General features: G+C 53.3%; 23 protein-coding genes. 19 read left to right on the forward strand and 4 right to left on the reverse strand.

Annotated features, from left to right (window positions below):
- The first annotated feature begins 85 nt into the window (after positions 1-85).
- Both otsB and otsA read left to right on the forward strand, forming a co-directional pair.
- Positions 86-889: a trehalose-phosphatase gene (gene otsB, locus LCS67_RS09380; RefSeq protein ID WP_000840114.1), complete on the forward strand. Its 804-nt coding sequence runs from the start codon at positions 86-88 to the stop codon at positions 887-889.
- The gene (gene otsA, locus LCS67_RS09385; protein WP_000089046.1) at positions 864-2,285 is read left to right on the forward strand and encodes an alpha,alpha-trehalose-phosphate synthase; all 1,422 of its coding nucleotides are present in this window, start codon (positions 864-866) and stop codon (positions 2,283-2,285) included. The genes otsB and otsA overlap by 26 nt, the downstream gene beginning before the upstream one ends.
- 17 nt (positions 2,286-2,302) lie before the next feature.
- On the opposite strand, the gene uspC is transcribed toward otsA, so the two are convergent.
- The gene (gene uspC / locus LCS67_RS09390; RefSeq protein WP_080097093.1) at positions 2,303-2,731 is read right to left on the reverse strand and encodes a universal stress protein UspC; all 429 of its coding nucleotides are present in this window, start codon (positions 2,729-2,731) and stop codon (positions 2,303-2,305) included.
- Positions 2,728-2,844 carry a hypothetical protein gene (locus LCS67_RS09395; RefSeq protein WP_001604673.1) on the reverse strand — a complete coding sequence of 39 codons (117 nt, stop codon included), beginning with the start codon at positions 2,842-2,844 and terminating at the stop codon, positions 2,728-2,730. The genes uspC and LCS67_RS09395 overlap by 4 nt, the downstream gene beginning before the upstream one ends.
- Positions 2,845-3,526: 682 nt before the next feature.
- Here LCS67_RS09395 and flhD point away from each other — a divergent pair.
- The 15 genes from flhD to LCS67_RS09470 all read left to right on the forward strand — a co-directional run bounded on the left by flhD (position 3,527) and on the right by LCS67_RS09470 (position 19,148).
- Positions 3,527-3,868 carry a flagellar transcriptional regulator FlhD gene (gene flhD, locus LCS67_RS09400; protein WP_001518146.1) on the forward strand — a complete coding sequence of 114 codons (342 nt, stop codon included), beginning with the start codon at positions 3,527-3,529 and terminating at the stop codon, positions 3,866-3,868.
- A complete protein-coding gene (flhC, locus tag LCS67_RS09405; protein ID WP_000605987.1) occupies positions 3,865-4,449 on the forward strand; it encodes a flagellar transcriptional regulator FlhC in 585 nt (194 codons plus the stop codon). The genes flhD and flhC overlap by 4 nt, the downstream gene beginning before the upstream one ends.
- A 124-nt stretch (positions 4,450-4,573) precedes the next feature.
- The gene (motA, locus tag LCS67_RS09410) at positions 4,574-5,461 is read left to right on the forward strand and encodes a flagellar motor stator protein MotA (RefSeq protein WP_000906312.1); all 888 of its coding nucleotides are present in this window, start codon (positions 4,574-4,576) and stop codon (positions 5,459-5,461) included.
- Positions 5,458-6,387 (forward strand): flagellar motor protein MotB, encoded by a 930-nt coding sequence (gene motB, locus LCS67_RS09415; RefSeq protein WP_000795653.1) that lies wholly within the window; start codon positions 5,458-5,460, stop codon positions 6,385-6,387. The genes motA and motB overlap by 4 nt, the downstream gene beginning before the upstream one ends.
- Positions 6,388-6,391: 4 nt before the next feature.
- On the forward strand, positions 6,392-8,407 hold the full coding sequence (gene cheA / locus LCS67_RS09420; RefSeq protein WP_000061310.1) for a chemotaxis protein CheA: 2,016 nt from the start codon (positions 6,392-6,394) through the stop codon (positions 8,405-8,407).
- 20 nt (positions 8,408-8,427) lie between these two features.
- Positions 8,428-8,931, forward strand: coding sequence for a chemotaxis protein CheW (cheW, locus tag LCS67_RS09425; protein WP_000147295.1), 504 nt, complete (start codon positions 8,428-8,430; stop codon positions 8,929-8,931).
- Between the two features lie 236 nt (positions 8,932-9,167).
- Positions 9,168-10,829, forward strand: a complete 1,662-nt coding sequence (gene tar / locus LCS67_RS09430) for a methyl-accepting chemotaxis protein II (RefSeq protein ID WP_000483279.1) — start codon at positions 9,168-9,170, stop codon at positions 10,827-10,829.
- 160 nt (positions 10,830-10,989) lie between these two features.
- Positions 10,990-11,856: a protein-glutamate O-methyltransferase CheR gene (cheR, locus tag LCS67_RS09435; protein ID WP_000204370.1), complete on the forward strand. Its 867-nt coding sequence runs from the start codon at positions 10,990-10,992 to the stop codon at positions 11,854-11,856.
- Positions 11,853-12,902: a protein-glutamate methylesterase/protein glutamine deamidase gene (gene cheB / locus LCS67_RS09440; RefSeq protein WP_000036404.1), complete on the forward strand. Its 1,050-nt coding sequence runs from the start codon at positions 11,853-11,855 to the stop codon at positions 12,900-12,902. The genes cheR and cheB overlap by 4 nt, the downstream gene beginning before the upstream one ends.
- 17 nt (positions 12,903-12,919) lie before the next feature.
- The gene (gene cheY / locus LCS67_RS09445) at positions 12,920-13,309 is read left to right on the forward strand and encodes a chemotaxis response regulator CheY (RefSeq protein ID WP_000763861.1); all 390 of its coding nucleotides are present in this window, start codon (positions 12,920-12,922) and stop codon (positions 13,307-13,309) included.
- Between the two features lie 10 nt (positions 13,310-13,319).
- Positions 13,320-13,964, forward strand: a complete 645-nt coding sequence (gene cheZ / locus LCS67_RS09450) for a protein phosphatase CheZ (RefSeq protein ID WP_000983586.1) — start codon at positions 13,320-13,322, stop codon at positions 13,962-13,964.
- 193 nt (positions 13,965-14,157) lie between these two features.
- On the forward strand, positions 14,158-15,309 hold the full coding sequence (gene flhB / locus LCS67_RS09455) for a flagellar biosynthesis protein FlhB (RefSeq protein WP_000797084.1): 1,152 nt from the start codon (positions 14,158-14,160) through the stop codon (positions 15,307-15,309).
- The gene (gene flhA, locus LCS67_RS09460) at positions 15,302-17,380 is read left to right on the forward strand and encodes a flagellar biosynthesis protein FlhA (RefSeq protein WP_000002386.1); all 2,079 of its coding nucleotides are present in this window, start codon (positions 15,302-15,304) and stop codon (positions 17,378-17,380) included. Before flhB ends, flhA begins: the two co-directional genes overlap by 8 nt.
- Entirely contained in the window at positions 17,380-17,772 is a 393-nt protein-coding gene (gene flhE, locus LCS67_RS09465; RefSeq protein WP_001233619.1) for a flagellar protein FlhE, read from the forward strand. The genes flhA and flhE overlap by 1 nt, the downstream gene beginning before the upstream one ends.
- A gap of 236 nt (positions 17,773-18,008) precedes the next feature.
- Entirely contained in the window at positions 18,009-19,148 is a 1,140-nt protein-coding gene (locus LCS67_RS09470; RefSeq protein ID WP_000989909.1) for a glycoside hydrolase family 105 protein, read from the forward strand.
- 53 nt (positions 19,149-19,201) lie between these two features.
- Here LCS67_RS09470 and mrdA read toward each other — a convergent pair whose 3' ends face one another.
- Complete coding sequence (mrdA, locus tag LCS67_RS09475) at positions 19,202-21,073, reverse strand: penicillin-binding protein 2 (RefSeq protein WP_000142857.1); 1,872 nt, start codon at positions 21,071-21,073, stop codon at positions 19,202-19,204.
- Positions 21,074-21,261: 188 nt separating this feature from the next.
- Positions 21,262-22,995, reverse strand: a complete 1,734-nt coding sequence (gene argS, locus LCS67_RS09480) for an arginine--tRNA ligase (protein ID WP_001025360.1) — start codon at positions 22,993-22,995, stop codon at positions 21,262-21,264.
- 236 nt (positions 22,996-23,231) lie between these two features.
- Between argS and LCS67_RS09485 the strand changes: the two genes are divergently transcribed.
- Positions 23,232-23,801 carry a VOC family protein gene (locus tag LCS67_RS09485; RefSeq protein ID WP_000024794.1) on the forward strand — a complete coding sequence of 190 codons (570 nt, stop codon included), beginning with the start codon at positions 23,232-23,234 and terminating at the stop codon, positions 23,799-23,801.
- Between the two features lie 19 nt (positions 23,802-23,820).
- Positions 23,821-24,567 carry a copper homeostasis protein CutC gene (cutC, locus tag LCS67_RS09490; RefSeq protein WP_001185781.1) on the forward strand — a complete coding sequence of 249 codons (747 nt, stop codon included), beginning with the start codon at positions 23,821-23,823 and terminating at the stop codon, positions 24,565-24,567.
- Positions 24,568-24,686 lie beyond the last annotated feature (119 nt).

A 24,686-nucleotide genomic window follows, 5' to 3' on the forward strand; every position in this document is an offset into this window, starting at 1 on the left:
TGGCGAGCAGCGTCACACTGTCTATACTTACATGACTAATGAGACCGTTTGTGAGTCTCAATATGATGATAAGGAGGAGACCAGGGTGGCAGAACCGTTAACCGTATCCCCCGAACTCACTGCGAACTATGCGTATTTTTTTGACCTTGATGGCACATTGGCAGAGATAAAGCCTCATCCCGATCAGGTAGTGGTACCGCATAAAATCCTTCAGTTGTTAGACCGTCTCGCGGCGCACAACGCAGGGGCACTGGCATTGATTTCAGGGCGTTCAATGACTGAGCTGGATGCTTTGGCGAAGCCTTTTCGCTTTCCGCTCGCTGGCGTTCACGGGGCAGAGCGTCGTGACATCAATGGTAAAACCCATATCGTGCGCCTTCCTGAAGCGGTAGTCCGTGAGGTGGAGGCGTTATTACGTTCGACGCTTGTAGCGCTGCCCGGAACGGAGCTGGAGACGAAGGGGATGGCGTTTGCGCTGCACTACCGTCAGGCTCCGGAACATGAAGCGGCGCTATTGGCGCTTGCGCAACACGTTACGCAGCACTGGCCGCAACTGGCGTTGCAGCCCGGTAAATGTGTTGTGGAAATCAAACCTAAGGGAACCAATAAAGGCGAAGCGATTGCCGCCTTTATGCAGGAGGCGCCCTTTGCGGGACGGATTCCCGTTTTTGTGGGCGACGATTTGACCGATGAGGCTGGCTTTGGCGTGGTGAATCACGCTGGCGGAATTTCCGTAAAAGTGGGCGTCGGGGCAACCCAGGCGGCATGGCGGCTGGAAAGCGTACCCGATGTCTGGCGCTGGCTGGAGCAAATCAATTATCCACAACAAGAACAACAAGTAATGAATAACAGGAGAGATGGCTATGAGTCGTTTAGTCGTAGTATCTAATCGAATTGCCCCCCCGGATAACAAAGGCGGCGCCGGCGGCCTCGCCGTTGGCGTGCTTGGCGCGCTAAAAGCGGCTGGCGGGTTGTGGTTCGGCTGGAGTGGCGAGACAGGTAACGAGGATGAGCCATTAAAAAAGGTGACAAAAGGTAATATTACCTGGGCATCGTTTAACCTGAGTGAACAAGATTACGAAGATTATTACTGTCAATTTTCCAATGCGGTTCTCTGGCCTGCGTTCCATTATCGTCTGGACCTGGTACAGTTTCAGCGTCCTGCATGGGAAGGCTATATGCGGGTGAATGCGTTATTAGCGGATAAGTTATTGCCCCTCATTAAAGAGAACGACATCATTTGGGTGCATGACTACCACCTGTTACCGTTCGCCAGCGAGCTGCGTAAACGCGGCGTGAACAACCGAATTGGTTTTTTCCTGCATATTCCATTCCCGACCCCGGAGATTTTTAACGCTTTACCGCCGCATGATGAACTGCTGGAGCAGTTGTGTGACTTTGATCTGCTCGGGTTCCAGACCGAAAATGATCGCCTGGCTTTTCTGGATAGCCTTTCGAGTCAAACGCGAGTCACGACTCGCAGCGGCAAGCAGCATATGGCGTGGGGTAAAGACTTCCAGACAGAAGTGTATCCTATCGGTATTGAGCCCGATGAGATTGCTCTGCAGGCAGCCGGGCCGTTGCCGCCTAAACTGGCGCAGCTCAAGGCGGAACTGAAAAATGTGAAGAATATTTTTTCCGTTGAGCGGCTGGATTATTCGAAAGGGCTGCCGGAACGCTTTCTGGCGTATGAAGCGCTACTGGAAAACTACCCGCAGCATCGGGGAAAAATTCGTTATACCCAAATTGCGCCTACGTCACGCGGCGAAGTACAGGCATATCAGGATATTCGCCACCAGCTTGAGACGGAAGCAGGCCGGATTAATGGGAAATATGGACAATTGGGCTGGACGCCGCTCTATTATCTGAATCAGCATTTTGACCGTAAACTGTTAATGAAGATATTCCGTTATTCAGACGTCGGGCTCGTCACCCCGTTGCGCGACGGGATGAACCTGGTGGCGAAAGAGTTTGTCGCCGCGCAGGACCCCGCTAATCCTGGCGTATTGGTACTGTCACAGTTTGCCGGCGCGGCGAATGAACTGACGTCGGCGTTAATCGTCAATCCTTACGATCGGGATGACGTGGCGGCGGCGCTCAATCGTGCGTTAACGATGCCCCTTGCCGAGCGTATTTCGCGCCATGCGGAAATGCTGGACGTGATCGTTAAAAATGACATTAACCGCTGGCAGGAGCGTTTTATTCATGACCTAAAGGAGGTCACGCCGCGTAGCCCTGAGCGTCAGCAGCAGAACAACGTGGCGACGTTCCCTAAGCTGGCCTGAAATATTGCGAGCGGCGACTAGTCGCCCGCTAACGGCACCAGCAACACATCTACCTGGCTGGCGCTGACGACACTTTTTGCCGAGCAGGACGCGCGCGAAAAGAAACTGTGGTTATGGTTGCCGCAAATGACCAGATCAACATGGTGTTTGCGGCACACAGCTAAAATATGCTGGCTTAACTCACCTGATGCGATGAAAGTTTGTTCAATCGGATAATCCGCCTTTTCCCCCAGCATCTTAAGAAAATTCTCGGTCTCCTCATGCATAACCGCGCGTAAATCCTCCAACATGGGCGCGGCGAACTGGTTATACAGTTCGGGATCGGAAGCGAGAGTAATCAGGCTTACTTTCGCCTGAACAGGGCGGGCGATAGAGACCGCTTTAGCTAGTAGCTGGTGACTTTCCGGGGTGACGGCAACGGCGACAAGAATATGGGTGTAGCTCATAACTCGCTCCTTGATTGCAAGAATATGAGATTGTGCTTTAGCTTTACTCTGTTTAGCGCATTTCTGCAATGCGCTAATGCCACATTAATGTGAAGGACATCATAATTAATCATTAATTATTCTTATGTAAAGAATCGTGGCATAAGACACTTTTTACACACCACCAGGATGCTTTATTTAAACGGGTGAACAAGGAAAGCTAAAAGTTAAATCAAATGAGCTTATTTTTAACAGAGGAGGGCGTATGCTGTGACGAGATTAATTAATAACGTTTAATATTTAAGCCACTGTTTACTAAAGGTAAAATAGAATCGTTTCTAAAATAGAAATAATAGCCTGTTATCTATTATCCTGGCGTTATTTTAACAGAGAGAAACAAAAAAGAATTTGGTGTTGACGTACCCCTATTCAGCAGTGTGGAATAGAAAAAGTGAACATTAGGTTATTAATTAAACAAAGTAAAAGCCATGCTGATGGTTTTATAGTAAGTATTCTGTTAAATTATGTGATCTACATCACATATTTTCTAAAATCGCCGTCCCGCTCCGTTGTATGTCACGAAGCTGACGAGTAGAGTTGCGTCGAATTAGGAAAAATCTTAGGCATTTGTAAAAATTGATGTAAACGTGTAAGGCGAATCTCAGTGGGAAGCTGCGTTATACGTCACAATGTCCACAATGTCTGAGCGCTGCTATGCATTTGACCTTTTTGCTTCTTTTACCGGGCCTTCCCGGCGACATCACGGGGTGCGGCTACGTCGCACAAAAATAAAGTTGGTTATTCTGGATGGGAACAATGCATACATCCGAGTTGCTAAAACACATTTATGACATCAATTTGTCATATTTACTCCTTGCACAGCGTTTGATCGTCCAGGACAAAGCATCTGCGATGTTCCGCCTCGGTATCAACGAAGAGATGGCAAACACACTGGGCGCGTTGACCCTGCCGCAGATGGTCAAACTGGCGGAGACGAACCAGTTAGTTTGTCATTTCCGGTTTGACGATCATCAGACGATCACCCGTTTGACTCAGGATTCGCGCGTCGATGACTTACAGCAGATTCACACAGGTATCATGCTTTCAACGCGTCTGCTCAATGAAGTGGACGATACGGCGCGTAAGAAAAGGGCATGATAATGAGTGAAAAAAGCATTGTTCAGGAAGCTCGCGATATCCAGTTGGCGATGGAGTTGATTAATCTTGGCGCTCGTCTACAAATGCTGGAAAGCGAAACACAGCTCAGCCGTGGTCGCCTCATCAGGCTGTACAAAGAATTACGCGGTAGCCCGCCGCCTAAAGGGATGCTGCCATTTTCGACAGACTGGTTTATGACCTGGGAGCAAAATATTCATGCCTCCATGTTCTGCAACGCCTGGCAATTTTTACTGAAGACCGGCTTATGCAGCGGTGTGGATGCGGTGATTAAAGCTTATCGGCTTTATCTTGAGCAGTGTCCGCAACCGCCTGAAGGGCCGTTGTTGGCGCTGACTCGCGCATGGACGCTGGTGCGTTTTGTTGAAAGTGGGTTGCTTGAATTGTCGAGTTGTAACTGCTGCGGTGGGAACTTTATTACCCATGCGCATCAGCCCGTGGGCAGCTTTGCGTGTAGTTTATGCCAGCCGCCATCCCGCGCAGTAAAAAGACGTAAACTTTCCCGAGATGCTGCCGATATTATTCCACAACTGCTGGATGAACAGATCGAACAGGCTGTTTAACCGAAACGGTGTGGACAAACACTCCAGCAGCGGTAAGTCATTACCGCTGCTTTTTTTTGCCTTGCCTTCGCGTTAATCGCCCGACTGCGCATCCTGTCATAGTCAACAGCGGAAGGATGATGTCGTGCTTATCTTATTAGGTTACCTGGTGGTTATCGGTACAGTTTTCGGCGGTTATGTCATGACCGGCGGACACCTTGGGGCACTCTATCAACCTGCTGAACTGGTCATCATTGGCGGCGCGGGGATAGGGGCGTTCATTGTCGGCAACAACGGGAAGGCCATCAAAGGCACGATGAAAGCGATCCCGTTGTTATTTCGTCGTTCGAAATACACAAAATCTATGTACATGGATTTGCTGGCGTTGCTCTATCGTCTGATGGCCAAATCACGCCAGCAGGGGATGTTCTCCCTTGAACGCGATATTGAAAATCCGAAAGAGAGTGAAATCTTCGCCAGTTATCCGCGTATTCTGGCCGATGCGGTAATGCTTGATTTTATTGTCGATTATCTGCGCCTGATCATCAGCGGCAACATGAATACGTTCGAAATTGAAGCGTTGATGGATGAAGAGATTGAAACCCATGAAAGCGAGGCGGAAGTCCCGGCCAACAGTCTGGCGATGGTGGGGGATTCGCTGCCTGCCTTTGGTATCGTCGCGGCGGTAATGGGGGTGGTTCACGCTCTGGCTTCAGCCGATCGTCCGGCAGCGGAGTTGGGGGCGCTGATTGCCCATGCCATGGTAGGTACGTTCCTCGGTATTTTACTGGCTTATGGATTCATTTCACCGTTAGCGACCGTTTTGCGCCAGAAGAGCGCCGAAACCACCAAGATGATGCAGTGCGTAAAAATTACACTGCTGTCTAATCTGAACGGCTATGCGCCGCCGATTGCCGTGGAATTTGGACGTAAAACGCTTTATTCCAGTGAGCGTCCATCATTTATTGAGTTGGAAGAACACGTTCGCGCAGTGAGAAACCCAAACCAGCAGCAGACGACTGAGGAAGCATGAAAAATCAGGCTCATCCCATTGTCGTCGTAAAACGCCGCAGGCACAAACCGCACGGCGGCGGGGCGCACGGTTCCTGGAAAATTGCCTACGCCGATTTTATGACGGCGATGATGGCTTTTTTTCTGGTGATGTGGCTGATTTCCATCTCCAGCCCTAAAGAATTAATTCAGATTGCCGAATATTTTCGTACGCCGTTGGCCACCGCGGTAACGGGGGGGAATCGGATTGCCAATAGCGAGAGCCCGATACCAGGCGGCGGCGATGATTACACCCAACAGCAGGGTGAAGTGGAAAAGCAGCCGAATATCGACGAGCTGAAAAAACGGATGGAGCAGAGTCGGTTAAACAAACTGCGTGGCGATCTGGATCAACTGATCGAATCCGATCCCAAACTGCGCGCGTTACGTCCGCATCTGAAAATTGATTTAGTTCAGGAGGGGTTGCGCATCCAGATTATCGACAGCCAGAACCGCCCTATGTTTAAAACCGGCAGCGCCGAAGTTGAGCCGTATATGCGCGATATCCTGCGTGCGATTGCGCCAGTGTTAAACGGTATACCTAATCGCATTAGCCTGGCCGGCCATACCGATGACTTTCCCTACGCGAACGGCGAAAAAGGCTATAGCAACTGGGAGTTATCCGCCGATCGCGCCAATGCCTCTCGTCGCGAACTGGTCGCTGGCGGGCTGGATAACGGAAAAGTATTACGGGTGGTTGGCATGGCCGCCACGATGCGGCTGAGCGATCGCGGTCCTGATGACGCCATCAACCGCCGTATAAGCCTGCTGGTGTTAAACAAACAGGCGGAACAGGCCATTTTGCATGAAAACGCTGAAAGCCAGAATGAGCCGGTAAGTGTATTACAACAGCCTGCGGCAGCCCCGCCGGCAAGCGTACCCACATCGCCAAAAGCGGAACCGAGGTGATAGCGTGAGCATGGATATTAGCGATTTTTATCAGACATTTTTTGATGAAGCTGACGAGCTGTTGGCTGATATGGAGCAGCATCTGCTGGATTTGGTGCCGGAATCCCCGGACGCTGAACAACTGAACGCCATTTTTCGCGCGGCGCACTCCATTAAAGGCGGCGCGGGCACATTCGGCTTCACTATTCTGCAGGAAACCACGCATTTAATGGAAAACCTGCTGGATGAAGCCCGACGCGGTGAAATGCAGCTCAATACCGACATTATCAACCTGTTTTTGGAAACGAAAGATATTATGCAGGAACAGCTCGACGCCTATAAAAACTCCGAAGAGCCGGATGCCGCAAGCTTCGAATATATCTGCAATGCGCTACGCCAGTTGGCGCTGGAGGCGAAAGGCGAAACCACGCCGGCGGTCGTAGAAACCGCGGCACTAAGCGCGGCGATCCAGGAAGAGAGCGTAGCCGAAACCGAATCGCCTCGTGACGAGAGTAAACTGCGCATTGTACTTTCACGGTTGAAAGCCAATGAGGTCGATCTGCTTGAAGAAGAGTTGGGCAATCTGGCTACTCTGACGGATGTCGTTAAGGGAACGGATTCACTGTCGGCAACTCTGGATGGCAGCGTCGCGGAAGATGACATTGTCGCGGTGCTCTGTTTTGTCATCGAGGCCGATCAGATCGCTTTTGAAAAAGTGGTCGCCGCGCCGGTTGAAAAAGCGCAAGAGAAAACCGAGGTAGCGCCGGTAGCACCTCCGGCAGTCGCTGCGCCAGCCGCCAAAAGCGCGGCGCATGAACATCATGCAGGGCGTGAAAAACCTGCGCGTGAACGCGAGTCCACCAGTATTCGCGTGGCGGTAGAGAAAGTGGATCAGCTCATAAACCTGGTCGGCGAGTTAGTGATTACCCAGTCAATGTTGGCCCAGCGTTCTAACGAGCTGGACCCGGTAAACCACGGCGATCTCATTACCAGTATGGGTCAGTTACAACGTAACGCCCGCGACTTACAAGAGTCGGTGATGTCGATTCGCATGATGCCTATGGAGTACGTCTTCAGCCGTTTCCCGCGTCTGGTACGCGATTTAGCGGGCAAACTGGGCAAGCAGGTAGAGTTAACGCTGGTGGGGAGCTCCACTGAACTTGATAAAAGCCTGATCGAACGCATTATCGACCCGCTGACGCACCTGGTGCGCAACAGTCTCGACCACGGGATTGAAATGCCGGAAAAACGCCTTGAGGCGGGGAAAAATGTTGTCGGCAACCTGATCCTTTCCGCAGAACATCAGGGCGGGAATATTTGTATTGAAGTGACCGATGACGGCGCGGGGCTTAACCGTGAGCGTATCCTGGCGAAGGCCATATCGCAGGGGATGGCGGTGAATGAAAACATGACCGACGATGAAGTAGGCATGTTGATCTTCGCGCCGGGATTCTCAACTGCGGAACAGGTCACGGATGTCTCCGGTCGCGGCGTTGGCATGGATGTGGTGAAACGTAACATTCAGGAGATGGGCGGTCACGTTGAGATCCAGTCAAAGCAAGGCTCCGGCACCACGATTCGTATTCTGCTGCCGCTGACGCTGGCCATCCTCGATGGGATGTCGGTTCGCGTGGCGGGGGAAGTTTTTATCCTGCCGTTGAATGCGGTGATGGAGTCGCTGCAACCGCGTGAAGAGGATCTTCATCCGCTGGCGGGCGGCGAACGGGTTCTGGAAGTTCGCGGCGAGTATTTGCCGCTGGTCGAATTGTGGAAAGTGTTTGACGTGGACGGGGCGAAAACCGAAGCCACGCAGGGCATTGTTGTGATCCTGCAAAGCGCGGGACGCCGTTACGCGCTGCTGGTCGATCAGCTCATCGGTCAGCACCAGGTGGTGGTCAAAAATCTGGAAAGCAATTATCGCAAGGTACCGGGGATTTCCGCCGCGACGATCCTGGGCGACGGCAGCGTCGCGCTGATTGTTGATGTTTCCGCATTGCAGGGTTTAAACCGCGAACAACGTATGGCGATCACAGCCGCCTGATTGAGTGAGAAGGGAATAATATGACCGGTATGAGTAATGTAAGCAAACTGGCCGGCGAGCCGTCAGGTCAGGAATTCCTGGTGTTTACACTGGGAAATGAAGAGTACGGCATCGATATCCTGAAAGTGCAGGAGATCCGTGGCTATGACCAGGTGACGCGTATCGCCAATACACCGGCCTTTATAAAAGGGGTGACTAACCTGCGCGGCGTGATTGTACCCATTGTCGATCTGCGCGTGAAATTCTGTGAAGGCGACGTTGAGTATGATGACAATACGGTAGTGATCGTACTGAATCTGGGGCAACGCGTCGTCGGGATAGTGGTAGACGGCGTGTCTGACGTACTGTCGTTAACGGCGGAACAGATCCGTCCGGCGCCAGAATTTGCCGTGACCTTGTCAACAGAATATTTGACGGGATTGGGCGCGCTCGGCGAGCGTATGCTGATTCTGGTGAATATCGAAAAACTGCTTAACAGCGAAGAGATGGCGCTGCTGGATATCGCAGCATCACACGTCGCGTAATAACGTTGCCGGATGGCGTCGCGCCATCCGGCAATATTCACCGTTATGCTTCCACCAGCGGTGAGAGTGCCTCTTCATCGCCCGCGCCCAGCCCCTGCATTTTGCGCCGGCATCGCCGCTGCGACGCTGTTATTGTCAATATCGTCTTCCGGAACAGCGTATTTCCTTTTTGCAAAAGTAAAGTTATCACCACAGGTGCCGATAACGTTGATAACTCGTTATCAGGAAGGTGCCTTATGTTTAACCGTATCCGCGTTGTCACAATGCTGATGATGGTGCTGGGGGTTTTCGCACTGCTACAGCTTGTTTCCGGTGGTTTGCTGTTTTCTTCATTACAGCATAACCAGCAAGGTTTTGTTATTTCTAACGAATTACGCCAGCAACAAAGCGAACTCACGTCGACATGGGACTTAATGCTGCAAACGCGCATTAACCTGAGCCGCTCCGCCGCACGCATGATGATGGACGCTTCTAACCAGCAGAGCAGCGCCAAAACGGATTTACTCCAGAATGCAAAAACGACCCTCGCACAGGCGGCGGCGCACTACGCCAATTTCAAAAACATGACGCCATTGCCAGCGATGGCGGAGGCCAGCGCGAACGTCGATGAAAAATATCAGCGCTATCAGGCCGCATTAACCGAACTTATTCAGTTTCTGGACAATGGCAATATGGATGCCTACTTCGCCCAGCCAACCCAGGGAATGCAAAACGCGTTGGGCGAGGCGCTGGGCAATTACGCCCGGGTGAGCGAAAACCTGTACCGCCAGACATTTGATCAAAGCGCTCATGACTACCGTTTTGCGCAATGGCAACTGGGGGTTCTTGCGGTCGTGCTGGTGCTGATTTTGATGGTGGTTTGGTTCGGCATTCGTCATGCCCTGCTTAACCCATTAGCGCGAGTGATTACTCATATCCGTGAAATTGCCAGCGGCGATCTGACGAAAACGCTCACCGTCTCAGGACGTAATGAAATTGGCGAACTGGCGGGAACGGTTGAACATATGCAACGCTCGCTGATTGACACCGTGACGCAGGTTCGTGAAGGTTCGGATGCGATTTATTCCGGCACCAGTGAAATTGCCGCCGGTAATACCGACCTCTCTTCCCGTACCGAACAGCAGGCCTCCGCTCTGGAGGAGACGGCGGCCAGCATGGAACAACTGACGGCCACCGTGAAGCAAAACGCCGATAACGCCCGTCAGGCTTCGCAACTGGCGCAAAGCGCCTCCGAGACCGCGCGTCATGGCGGCAAAGTGGTCGACGGCGTAGTAAACACTATGCACGAAATTGCCGACAGTTCGAAAAAAATCGCTGACATTATCAGCGTTATCGACGGTATTGCCTTCCAGACTAACATTCTGGCGCTGAACGCGGCGGTAGAAGCGGCACGCGCGGGAGAGCAGGGGCGCGGTTTTGCGGTCGTGGCAGGCGAGGTGCGTAATCTGGCCAGCCGCAGCGCCCAGGCGGCGAAAGAAATAAAAGCGTTGATTGAAGATTCCGTCTCGCGTGTCGATACCGGTTCAGTGCTGGTGGAAAGCGCCGGGGAAACCATGACTGACATCGTCAATGCCGTTACGCGCGTCACGGATATCATGGGCGAAATCGCCTCCGCCTCGGATGAGCAAAGCCGGGGTATCGATCAGGTCGCTTTGGCCGTTTCCGAAATGGATCGCGTAACGCAACAGAACGCCTCGCTGGTTCAGGAATCCGCAGCGGCCGCCGCCGCGCTGGAAGAGCAGGCCAGCCGTCTGACCCAGGCGGTATCGGCTTTCCGCCTGGCATCGCGACCGCTGGCGGTAAATAAACCTGAGATGCGTTTATCAGTGGACGCTCAGTCCGGCAATACGCCGCGGCCCTTAGCCGCCGGGGATGATGCGAACTGGGAAACCTTCTGATCGACGTGCGCTGTGTGCTGTCGGTTATCGATTAATTTGCGAACCCGCCGATCCCTTTCGTCTGGTTCGCATAGATAAAAGCAAAAAATGTGTAATACGGGAAGCATGGCGCTGCCGCAGGGCGCGCCCGTTGTACTTTGAATGTGATTAAGAAGGCGCTATGACATCATCTCTGCCCTCCGGGCAAACGTCAGTATTGTTACAGATGACACAGCGCCTCGCGCTGTCCGACGCGCATTTTCGTCGGATATGTCAATTAATCTACCAGCGCGCAGGGATCGTGCTGGCCGACCATAAGCGGGATATGGTTTATAACCGCCTGGTCCGTCGGCTGCGTACCCTGGGACTGGATGATTTTGGCCGTTATCTCAGTATGCTGGAGGCTAACCAAAACAGCGCTGAGTGGCAGGCTTTTATCAACGCTCTGACTACCAACCTGACCGCTTTTTTTCGCGAGGCGCACCATTTTCCCATCCTTGCGGAACATGCGCGTCGCCGCCACGGCGAGTACCGCGTCTGGAGTGCGGCGGCATCGACAGGAGAAGAACCTTACAGTATCGCCATTACGCTGGCGGATGCGTTGGGAATGGCCCCCGGTCGCTGGAAAGTATTCGCCAGCGATATTGATACTGAAGTGCTGGAAAAAGCGAGAAGCGGTATTTATCGCCTCAGCGAACTGAAAACGTTATCGCCGCAGCAGCTACAACGTTATTTCATGCGCGGTACGGGGCCGCATGAAGGACTGGTGCGCGTGCGTCAGGAACTGGCCAATTATGTTGAATTTTCCTCCGTTAATTTGTTGGAAAAGCAGTACAACGTACCCGGTCCCTTTGACGCGATTTTTTGCCGTAACGTCATGATCTATTTTGATAAAACGACTCAGGAGGACATTCTGCGCCGTTTTGTTCCACTCCTTAAACCTGACGGACTGTTGTTTGCCGGTCACTCAGAAAACTTTAGCAACCTCGTGCGCGAGTTTAGCCTGCGCGGACAGACGGTGTATGCGCTAAGTAAGGATAAAGCATGAGTAAAATCAGGGTATTGTCAGTTGATGATTCCGCGTTAATGCGCCAAATCATGACCGAAATTATTAATAGCCATAGCGACATGGAGATGGTGGCGACTGCGCCGGACCCGTTGGTCGCCAGGGATCTCATTAAAAAATTTAATCCGGACGTATTGACCCTGGACGTTGAGATGCCGCGTATGGACGGCCTCGATTTTCTGGAAAAACTGATGCGCCTGCGACCGATGCCGGTGGTTATGGTCTCTTCGCTGACCGGTAAAGGTTCCGAAGTGACGCTACGGGCGCTGGAGTTGGGGGCCATCGATTTTGTCACTAAACCGCAGCTTGGCATTCGTGAAGGTATGCTGTCGTATAGCGAGATGATCGCCGAAAAAGTGCGTACCGCCGCGCGGGCCCGCATCGCCGCACATAAACCGATGGCGGCCCCGGCAACCTTAAAAGCCGGTCCGCTCCTCAGTTCGGAGAAACTGATTGCTATCGGCGCTTCAACGGGCGGTACTGAAGCTATCCGACATGTGCTGCAACCGCTGCCGCTTTCCAGTCCGGCAGTGATTATTACGCAGCATATGCCGCCTGGCTTTACCCGCTCGTTTGCCGAGCGCCTGAATAAACTCTGTCAAATCAGCGTGAAGGAGGCCGAGGACGGCGAACGCGTATTGCCAGGTCATGCCTACATTGCGCCCGGCGACAAGCATATGGAGCTGGCGCGTAGCGGGGCGAATTATCAAATCAAAATTCATGATGGCCCGCCGGTAAACCGGCATCGGCCTTCCGTGGATGTGCTGTTTCATTCGGTGGCGAAACACGCGGGGCGCAACGCCGTAGGCGTCATTCTTACGGGGATGGGCAACGATGGCGCCGCTGGAATGTTAGCGATGTACCAGGCTGGCGCCTGGACCATTGCGCAAAACGAAGCAAGTTGTGTGGTGTTCGGCATGCCGCGCGAGGCCATCAATATGGGTGGCGTAAGCGAAGTGGTCGATCTTAGCCAGGTAAGCCAGCAGATGTTGGCGAAAATCAGTGCCGGACAGGCGATACGTATTTGAACCAGGAGTAGTATTTTATGGCGGATAAAGAGCTTAAATTTTTGGTTGTGGATGACTTTTCGACCATGCGTCGTATCGTGCGCAACCTCTTAAAAGAGCTTGGATTTAACAATGTGGAAGAGGCCGAAGACGGCGTCGATGCGCTGAACAAGCTCCAGGCGGGCGGCTTTGGTTTTATTATCTCCGACTGGAACATGCCGAATATGGATGGCCTGGAGCTGCTGAAAACCATTCGCGCCGATAGCGCCATGTCGGCGTTACCCGTGTTGATGGTCACGGCGGAAGCCAAGAAAGAGAATATTATCGCCGCCGCACAGGCTGGCGCCAGCGGTTATGTCGTAAAACCGTTCACCGCAGCGACTCTGGAAGAGAAGCTCAACAAAATCTTTGAGAAACTGGGCATGTGAGGATGCGATGATGATGCAACCATCTATCAAGCCTGCTGATGAAGGCTCAGCAGGAGACATCATTGCGCGCATCGGTAGTCTGACCCGAATGCTGCGCGACAGCCTGCGTGAACTGGGGCTGGACCAGGCGATTGCCGAAGCGGCGGAGGCGATCCCTGATGCGCGCGACCGTCTGGATTACGTCGTCCAGATGACGGCGCAGGCGGCGGAACGCGCGCTAAACAGTGTCGAAGCTTCGCAGCCGCATCAGGATGCGATGGAAAAAGAGGCGAAAGCGCTAACCCAACGTTGGGACGAGTGGTTTGACAATCCGATCGAGCTTTCCGACGCCCGTGAACTGGTGACGGATACGCGCCAGTTTCTCAGGGATGTCCCGGGCCATACTAGTTTTACTAACGCGCAACTGCTGGACATCATGATGGCGCAGGATTTCCAGGATCTGACGGGTCAGGTGATCAAACGCATGATGGACGTGATTCAGGAGATTGAGCGCCAGTTGTTAATGGTGCTGCTGGAAAACATCCCGGAACAGAGCGCGCGACCAAAACGCGAGAACGAAAGCTTACTCAACGGCCCGCAGGTGGATACTTCGAAAGCTGGCGTCGTTGCCAGTCAGGATCAGGTGGACGACCTGCTGGACAGTCTTGGCTTTTAAGCTTTTTTGACCTGATGGCGCGGCGCTTATCGGGTCCGAATCCGTCAACCAGGCCGGATACGAGACTTTCTTATCGTATCCGGCTATCTCTATTAACGCCATAAACCCCGCCTTTTTTACCGCTTACTCTGCCCATTGGCGTAAAGCGGTTCTGGCATCATTCTCGCTTATCAATCTATCCAGGGTTTGCTGCGTGGCAGAAGAGAGCGACGACGACAAAACAGAAGCCCCCACCCCCCACCGACTTGAAAAAGCGCGGGAAGAAGGGCAGATCCCCCGTTCCAGAGAACTGACCTCACTGCTGATATTGCTGGTGGGCGTTTGTATTATTTGGTTCGGCGGCGAGTCGTTAGCGCGGCAGCTGGCGGGAATGCTTTCAGCAGGCCTGCACTTCGATCACCGTATGGTGAACGATCCTAACCTGATCCTGGGGCAGATAATTTTGCTGATTAAAGCGGCGATGATGGCACTGCTACCGCTCATCGCGGGCGTGGTGCTGGTGGCGCTTATCTCGCCGGTTATGCTTGGCGGCCTGATTTTTAGCGGTAAGTCGCTACAGCCAAAATTTTCTAAATTAAACCCGCTGCCGGGAATTAAGCGCATGTTTTCGGCGCAGACCGGCGCGGAACTGCTAAAAGCGGTGTTGAAATCCACGCTGGTCGGCTGCGTTACCGGCTTTTATCTCTGGCATAACTGGCCGCAAATGATGCGTCTGATGGCGGAGTCGCCGATCGTCGCAATGGGGAATGCGCTGGATCTGGTTGGACTCTGCGCGTTACTGGTGGTACTGGGCGTGATTCCGATGGTGGGATTTGACGTGTTTTTCCAGATCTTTAGCCACCTGAAAAAATTACGCATGTCGCGACAGGACATTCGCGACGAATTTAAAGAGAGCGAAGGCGATCCGCATGTTAAGGGCAAAATTCGCCAGATGCAACGCGCCGCCGCGCAGCGCCGCATGATGGAAGATGTGCCGAAAGCGGACGTCATTGTCACTAACCCGACGCACTATTCCGTGGCGCTGCAGTATGACGAAAACAAAATGAGCGCGCCGAAAGTGGTCGCGAAGGGGGCTGGATTAATAGCGCTGCGCATTCGCGAGATCGGCGCTGAACATCGGGTTCCCACTTTAGAAGCGCCGCCGCTGGCGCGGGCATTATATCGCCACGCCGAAATTGGTCAGCAAATTCCCGGGCAGTTATATGCTGCCGTTGCGGAAGTGTTGGCCTGGGTCTGGCAGCTTAAACGCTGGCGGCTTGCGGGCGGGCAACGTCCTCCACAACCTGAGAACCTTCCGGTGCCAGAAGCGCTGGATTTTATGAACGAGAAGAATACTGATGGCTAATCTGGTCGCGATGCTGCGCCTGCCCAGCAACCTGAAATCGACGCAATGGCAAATTCTTGCCGGGCCGATCCTCATTCTGCTGATTTTGTCGATGATGGTGCTGCCGCTACCTGCTTTTATCCTCGACTTATTGTTTACCTTTAATATTGCGCTATCGATCATGGTGCTGCTGGTGGCGATGTTTACCCAGCGTACTCTGGATTTTGCCGCGTTTCCGACCATTCTGCTGTTTACCACGCTACTGCGTCTGGCGCTTAACGTAGCCTCAACGCGCATTATTTTGATGGAAGGGCATACCGGCGCGGCGGCGGCGGGAAAGGTGGTGGAGGCGTTTGGTCATTTCCTGGTCGGCGGTAACTTCGCGATCGGGATTGTGGTTTTTATCATCCTCGTCATTATCAACTTCATGGTCATCACCAAAGGCGCCGGACGTATTGCCGAAGTCGGCGCGCGCTTTGTGCTGGACGGTATGCCCGGCAAGCAAATGGCGATTGACGCCGATCTTAATGCCGGTCTGATTGGTGAAGACGAGGCCAAAAAACGGCGTTCGGAAGTCACTCAGGAAGCCGATTTCTACGGCTCGATGGACGGGGCAAGTAAATTTGTGCGCGGCGACGCCATCGCCGGTATTCTCATCATGGTCATTAACGTGGTAGGCGGGCTGCTGGTCGGCGTATTGCAGCACGGAATGAGCATAGGCAGCGCGGCGGAAAGCTACACCCTGCTGACCATTGGCGACGGCCTGGTCGCCCAGATCCCGGCGCTGGTTATCTCCACGGCGGCGGGCGTCATTGTGACCCGCGTCAGTACCGATCAGGATGTAGGCGAGCAGATGGTTGGCCAACTGTTCAGTAATCCAAGGGTAATGCTGCTGGCGGCGGCGGTGCTGGGGCTGCTTGGCATGGTGCCAGGAATGCCTAACCTGGTATTTTTACTCTTTACCGCCGCTTTGCTCGGCCTGGCATGGTGGCTGCGCGGGCGTGAAGAAAAAGCGCCGGAGGAGCCGCAGCCGGTAAAAATGCCGGAAAATAACTCGGTGGTCGAAGCCACCTGGAATGACGTACAGCTTGAGGATTCACTGGGCATGGAAGTGGGCTACCGCCTGATCCCGATGGTGGATTTTCAACAGGATGGCGAATTGCTCGGACGTATTCGCAGTATTCGTAAAAAATTCGCTCAGGATATGGGGTTCCTGCCGCCGGTTGTCCATATTCGCGACAATATGGATTTACAGCCTGCGCGCTACCGTATTTTGATGAAAGGGGTAGAGATTGGCAGCGGGGACGCCTATCCGGGACGCTGGCTGGCTATTAACCCTGGCACGGCGGCGGGAACGCTACCGGGCGAGAAAACCGTCGATCCAGCTTTTGGCCTTGATGCCATCTGGATTGAAAGCGCCCTGAAAGAGCAGGCGCAAATTCAGGGCTTTACCGTTGTTGAAGCCAGTACCGTTGTGGCGACGCACCTTAACCACTTGATTGGCCAATTCTCCGCCGAACTGTTTGGCCGCCAGGAAGCGCAGCAACTGTTGGATCGTGTCTCTCAGGAGATGCCTAAACTCACGGAAGATCTGGTCCCCGGCGTCGTGACCCTCACGACTTTACATAAAGTCCTGCAAAACTTACTGGCGGAAAAAGTCCCGATTCGCGATATGCGCACCATTCTGGAAACGCTGGCGGAACATGCGCCGTTACAAAGCGATCCGCATGAATTAACCGCCGTGGTACGCGTGGCATTAGGACGAGCGATTACGCAACAGTGGTTCCCCGGTAATGAAGAAGTGCAGGTGATTGGCCTGGATACCGCGCTGGAGCGTTTGCTGCTTCAGGCATTGCAGGGCGGCGGTGGACTTGAGCCGGGGTTGGCGGATCGCCTGCTGGCGCAGACGCAAGAGGCGCTTTCTCGCCAGGAGATGCTTGGCGCGCCGCCGGTATTACTGGTTAACCATGCGCTACGTCCATTATTGTCCCGCTTTTTGCGGCGCAGTTTACCGCAGCTGGTGGTGTTGTCGAACCTTGAGCTTTCCGATAACCGTCATATCCGCATGACGGCGACCATTGGAGGAAAATAATGCGTAAATGGCTGGCATTGTTGCTCTTTCCCCTGACGGTTCAGGCCGCAGGCGAAGGCGCGTGGCAGGATAGCGGTATGGGCGTAACCTTAAATTACCGGGGCGTTTCCGCATCGTCTTCGCCATTGTCGGCGCGTCAGCCGGTTTCCGGTGTGATGACGTTGGTCGCCTGGCGTTATGAACTGAATGGCCCGACCCCCGCGGGCTTACGGGTACGTTTATGTTCCCAGTCCCGTTGCGTAGAACTTGATGGTCAGAGTGGCACGACCCACGGTTTTGCTCATGTTCCCGCAGTCGAGCCGCTCCGCTTTGTCTGGGAAGTCCCCGGCGGCGGCCGACTTATCCCGGCGTTAAAAGTGCGGAGCAATCAGGTGATTGTGAACTACCGCTAACCGCCCCTTTCTTTGCCAGGTAGCAGACCTGACTCTCTTTTTGAATAAATAGAAACGCCGTTTTATAAAATGGTGAGGTAGATTGCCGGACTCTTTGCGTTTTTGCCATTTACGCTCTGGCAATGGCAGAAACAAAAAGGTTTCCGCCCAGCTTAGCTTTTACTGTAGCGAATCGACTGCGTCGGCGGTAAAACTGCACGCAGCACTGAATTCGACATTACACAGAGGTTAAGCAAATGATGGTTTATCCAGTCAAACACAGTCCGCTATTGCGTCAGCCTGAGCATTTTATCGCCAGAGATGAACTAAAAGCCCTGGTGCAAAAGGTGACGCATAACCTGGTCAATATTAAAGATGAGACAGGCGAATTTTTATTGCGACTGGACGACGGACGCGTGATCGATACTAAAGGCTGGGCCGGATGGGAGTGGACGCACGGCGTGGGCCTGTACGGAATGTATCACTATTACCAACAGACCGGCGACCAGACGATGCGTAAGATCATTGATGACTGGTTTGCCGATCGTTTTGCGGAAGGCGCGACGACGAAAAACGTTAATACGATGGCGCCGTTTTTAACGCTGGCGTATCGCTATGAAGAGACGCGTAATCCAGCGTATTTACCGTGGCTGGAAACGTGGGCCGAATGGGCGATGAATGAAATGCCCCGAACCGATCACGGTGGAATGCAGCACATCACGCTGGCGGAGGAAAATCATCAGCAGATGTGGGACGACACGCTAATGATGACGGTGCTGCCGCTGGCGAAAATCGGTAAACTGTTGAACCGGCCGGAATATGTGGAAGAGGCAACCTATCAGTTCCTGCTGCACGTGCAGAATTTGATGGATAAAGAGACGGGGCTGTGGTTCCACGGCTGGAGCTATGACGGTCATCATAACTTCGCTAACGCTCGCTGGGCGCGCGGCAACAGCTGGCTGACCATTGTGATCCCGGATTTTCTTGAACTGCTGGACTTGCCGGAAAATAATGCCGTGCGCCGTTACCTGGTCCAGGTACTGAATGCGCAGATCGCCGCGCTGGCGAAATGTCAGGATGAAAGCGGTTTGTGGCATACGCTGCTTGACGATCCGCACTCTTATCTTGAGGCGTCGGCGACGGCGGGTTTTGCCTACGGTATTCTTAAAGCGGTGCGCAAACGCTATGTCGGGCGGCACTATGCGCAGGTGGCGGAAAAAGCTATTCGGGGGATAGTGAAACATATCTCGCCGGAAGGTGAACTGCTGCAAACGTCATTTGGCACTGGCATGGGCCACGATCTCGATTTTTACCGTCATATTCCGTTGACCTCTATGCCTTACGGGCAGGCGATGGCTATGCTGTGTTTGACGGAATATCTGCGTAACTATTTCTGATGTATGCGGATATTCCGGTCGTATCCTTGTCTGATGGCGCTTTGCTTATTTGACTATGGCGCCTGACCCGACTGTGTGGTATCAGCCTGTGGATCAAACAGGTGGTCAAGGATTTTTCGCATGATGGGCGCGGCGGTAACGCCGTCGCTTCCGCCGTTTTCCAGAATCAAGGCAATAGCGACCTTAGGGTTTTTATACGGTGCAAAAGCGGTATAAAACACATGATCGCGCAGGCGAATGGGGATCATTTTCGCATTGTAGGTCTGATTTTCTTTCAGGCTAAACACCTGCGACGTGCCGCTTTTGGCCGCAATGCCGTAGGGCGCGGTGTGAAAGAACTTATAGCCCGTTCCGTTGGGTGCATTCGCCATGCCGTACATCGCCTGACGCACCAGTCCCCAGTATGGCGACGCCGGATCGGCTATCTGTGCCGGTGTTCCTGAAGGGCGATACGGAACCACCGTTTTGCCGCTCTCTTCATTGAGTAACAGGTGAGGGGCAATCACCTTACCGTTGTTGATGAGCGCCACCATCGCTTTTACCATCTGGATGGGGGTGGCAATCCAGTAGCCCTGGCCGATGCCGACAGAGATGGTATCGCCCTGATACCAGGCTTTTTTATGGACCCGCTGTTTCCATGCGCGGCTGGGAAGCAGCCCGTCATACTCTTCATTAAGGTCGATCCCCGTCGGTTTGCCATAGCCGAACTGAGACAACATCGTGTCGATACGGTCAATACCCATCATATAAGCAACCTGATAGAAAAAGGTATCCGCAGATTCCTCAATCGCTTTAGTGACATCCAGCATACCGTGTCCGGTTTTTTTCCAGTCCCGGTAATGCCGCTGCGTGCCGGGAAGCGTCCAGGTTGGCGCGCCAAAGAAGGTGGTTTGCGGAGTAATAATCCCGCATAACAGCGCGGACATCGCCATATAGGGTTTAACCGTTGACGCCGGGGGATAAAGCCCTTGCGTCACGCGGTTGATCAGCGGCAGATTTTTATCGTGCAGCAGTTTGCCGTAATCCTGATAGCTAATGCCTTTTACAAAGGGGTTCGGGTCGTAGCTGGGCATAGATACCATCGCCAGCACTGAACCATCGTGCGGATCTTCAACCAGTACGGCAGCACGCTGCCCGGCCAGCAAACTTTCAATGTACTCTTGTAAATGGAGATCCAGCGTCAGGTGAATATTCTTACCCGCGATGGGAGGAACGTCTTTCAGCAGGCGGACAATACGCCCGTGATTATCCACCTCGACCTCCTGATAACCGGTTTTGCCATGAAGATCGTTTTCGTAGTAACGCTCAATCCCCTGTTTACCGATGTTATGGTCCGCCGCGTAATTCTCTGCCAGCCCTTTTTTATCCAGCGCTTTAAGGTCGTTATCGTTTATCTTTGACACGTAACCGAGAACATGCGCCAGCTCCGCGCCGTAAGGATACTGCCGATCCTGATAGCTATTGATCGTGACGCCGTTGAAATGAAACTGATTGACCGCAAAGCGTGCGATTTCAACATCCGTTAGCGCGTTTTTGAGCACCACCGGACGATAGCGGCTACTGGATTTTAGCGCATGGCGAAAGTCGGCGATATCATCGGGGGAGAGATCAACAATAGGGGTGAGCTGTTTTAGCAGCGCATCCATATCGGCAATTTTATAGGGCGTAACCGCGATATCATACCAGGTTACGTTACGCACCAGCGGAATGCCGTTGCGATCGTAAATAATGCCGCGCGTGGGCGCGACGGGTAGCATCTTGATATCGTTCTCATTCGAACGGGTGGTGTAGTAGTGGTGCTGACGGATTTGCAAGTTATAGAGGTTGAAGATCAGGATACCAAAGCAGACAACCACTACACCAAACGCCACAATCACACGTCTCAGGAAGAGTTTCTCTTCCGCATCAAAGTCTTTAAAAGTCATTACCTGTACCTGAACAATCCGCCGCCTAATGATACGGGGCGGTCAGCGCCAGCACAGGTAAAAGATGTTCCATCTCTCTATAGAAATGTGTCATTCCTTGTGATTTGTTACAGATATACCGCTGTGGCAATAAAAAGGCCTGAGTCCGTTCCCCGGAATCAGGCCTGATGATGTTAACGACGACGCGTTTACATGCGTTCTACGGTTTCGATACCCAACGTATCCAGACCCAGTTTCAGCGTCTTCGCCGTCAGTTGCGCCAGTTTTAGGCGGCTATTGCGAACCGCATCATTCTCGGCGCTGAGAATAGGGCAGTGCTCGTAGAAGCCGGAGAACAGCCCGGCGACGTCATACAGATACGCGCACATGACGTGCGGCGTACCTTCACGCGCGACCACCGTCAGGGTTTCTTCAAACTGCAGCAGACGGGCAGCGAGTTGCGCTTCGCGATCTTCGCTAATGATAACCGGCGCGCTCGCCAGCGCCTGCTCGTCGATGTCCGCTTTACGGAAAACAGACAGCACACGCGTATAGGCATACTGCATATAAGGAGCGGTATTGCCTTCGAAAGCCAACATATTATCCCAGTCGAAGATATAGTCAGTGGTGCGGTTTTTTGACAGATCGGCGTATTTCACCGCGCCAATACCGACGGCGTTAGCCAGTTTTTCCAGCTCGTCAGCCGGCATATCCGGGTTCTTCTCCGCCACCAGACGACGCGCGCGCTCCAGCGCCTCATCCAACAGATCCGCCAGTTTCACCGTACCGCCCGCGCGAGTTTTAAACGGTTTACCGTCTTTACCCAACATCATGCCGAACATGTGGTGTTCCAGCGGAACGGAATCCGGCACATAACCGGCTTTGCGCACAATGGTCCAGGCTTGCATCAGGTGCTGGTGCTGACGGGAGTCAATGTAGTAGAGCACGCGGTCGGCGTGCAGCGTTTCGTAACGGTATTTGGCGCAGGCGATATCGGTAGTGGTATACAAATAACCACCATCTTTCTTCTGAATAATGACGCCCATCGGGTCGCCTTCCTTGTTTTTAAACTCATCAAGGAAAACCACCGTTGCGCCTTCGCTTTCAACCGCCAGGCCTTTGGCTTTCAGATCGGCGACGATGCCCGGCAGCATCGGATTATACAGACTTTCGCCCATCACATCGTCACGAGTCAAAGTGACGTTCAGACGATCATAGGTGATCTGGTTTTGCGTCATCGTGATATCAACCAGCTTACGCCACATCTCACGGAAATAGGTATCACCGCTCTGCAATTTGACGACGTAGTTACGCGCGCGCTCGGCAAACGCTTCATCTTCGTCATAATGCTTTTTCGCATCGCGGTAAAATCCTTCGAGATCCGCCAGCGCCATGTCGCCCGCGTTTTCCTGCTGCTGTTTTTCCAGCCAGGCGATAAGCATACCGAACTGGGTGCCCCAGTCGCCGACGTGGTTAGCGCGAATAACATGATGGCCCAGAAACTCCAGCGTGCGCACTGCCGCATCGCCGATAATCGTGGAGCGTAGATGACCAACGTGCATCTCTTTCGCGACGTTGGGCGCGGAGTAGTCGACGACAATCGTCTGGCGAGTCGGCTGAGAAACGCCCAGACGATCGGAGGCCAGCGCCTGCTGCACCTGTTCAGCGAGAAAAGCCGGTTCGAGGAATATATTGATAAAGCCAGGGCCGGCGATTTCAACCTTGCTGGCGATGCCGCTGAGATCCAGATGAGTTAGCACCTGCTCTGCAAGTTGTCGGGGGGCCATACCCAGTTTTTTCGCAACTGCCATCATGCCGTTGGCCTGATAGTCGCCGAACTGAACTTTGGCTGACTGACGAACCTGGGGCTCGCAATCTGCAGGCGCGCCTGCAGCAATCATGGCCTGACTAACTTTTTCTGAGAGAAGAGCCTGAATATTCACCGGAATACCTTACGTTTATGAAGCGGACTGTATTGCCCGCGCCAGTTTAAGAATTAGGGCGGGAGTATACTGCAAATGCCCGTTGGCGTCAGCATTGCGCGCGCGGCGCGTCGCCTGAAATATACGCAACAATAATCTGCATAAGCATTCAATAAACGCCCAATCAAATCAAAGGTTGGTTGCCGGGGCGCAACAGCGTAAATTAGCGGTTTTCACAGCAAGAAGAGCGTCCTGATATGGCGAACTGGCAACACATTGATGAACTGCATGATATTTCCGCAGATTTACCGCGATTCACTCTGGCGTTCAGAGAACTTTCCACTCGCCTTGGTCTGCAGATTAGCGCCCTTGAGGCCGATCACATTTCATTGCGCTGTCACCAGAATACGACGGCGGAGCGTTGGCGTCGCGGTTTTGAACAATGCGGCGAGCTACTATCGGAAAATATCATCAACGGCAGGCCGATTTGTCTGTTTAAACTGCATGAACCGGTATGTGTGGAACACTGGCGGTTTTCTGTTATTGAATTACCGTGGCCGGGAGAAAAACGCTATCCACACGAAGGGTGGGAGCATATTGAAATCGTGCTGCCCGGCGAGCCGGAGACCTTGAACGCGAGGGCGCTGGCGTTGTTGTCGGATGAGGGGCTTAGTCAGCCGGGGATCGTGGTTAAAACCAGTTCGCCACAGGGCGAGCATGAACGTTTGCCAAACCCTACGCTGGCCGTGACCGATGGCCGCATCACGGTAAAATTTCATCCATGGTCGATTGAAGCGATTGTCGCCAGCGAACAGGCGGCCCATTAACCTGCCGAGCGGAGTGAATATGGCGTTACTTGAGATCTGTTGTTACAGCATGGAATGCGCGCTCACCGCGCAGCGAAACGGCGCGGATCGTATCGAACTGTGCGCCGCGCCGAAAGAAGGCGGGCTTACGCCTTCGCTGGGCGTCTTACGCAGCGTGCGCGAGCATATTACGATTCCCGTACATCCGATTATTCGTCCTCGTGGCGGGGATTTTTACTACACTGACGGCGAATTTGCCGCCATGCTGGAAGATATCCGCCTCGTCAGAGAGTTGGGGTTTCCCGGGCTGGTTACTGGCGTGTTGACCGTTGATGGGGATGTCGATATGTCGCGAATGGAAAAAATAATGGCGGCGGCCGGACCGCTGGCAGTGACATTCCACCGCGCCTTCGATATGTGCGCTAATCCCTTCAATGCGCTAAAGAATCTGGCTGACGCAGGCGTATCAAGAGTACTGACTTCCGGGCAAAAAGCCGATGCGGCGCAAGGTTTATCAATAATTATGGAACTTATTGCCCAGGGGGATGCTCCAATCATTATGGCTGGTGCGGGGGTTCGTGCAAATAACCTGCAGAATTTCCTCGATGCCGGAGTACGGGAAGTACACAGTTCCGCCGGAGTCTTACTGCCTTCGCCGATGCGCTATCGCAATCAGGGGTTATCGATGTCTGCCGATATACAGGCGGACGAGTATTCTCGCTATAGGGTAGAGGGTGCGGCGGTCGCTGAAATGAAAGGAATCATTGTTCGCCATCAGGCCAAATGATTTTTACCGTTGCATCATGTCGCCCAATATGATGCTTGCTCGTACCAGGCCCCTGCCAATTCAACAGGGGCCTTTTTTTCTCCTTCATATTTCAAGCCGCAGCAGCGTTGGCCGCCTCG

The sequence above is a fragment of the Salmonella sp. A7 genome (assembly GCF_020181675.1).
GTDB lineage: Bacteria > Pseudomonadota > Gammaproteobacteria > Enterobacterales > Enterobacteriaceae > Salmonella > Salmonella enterica.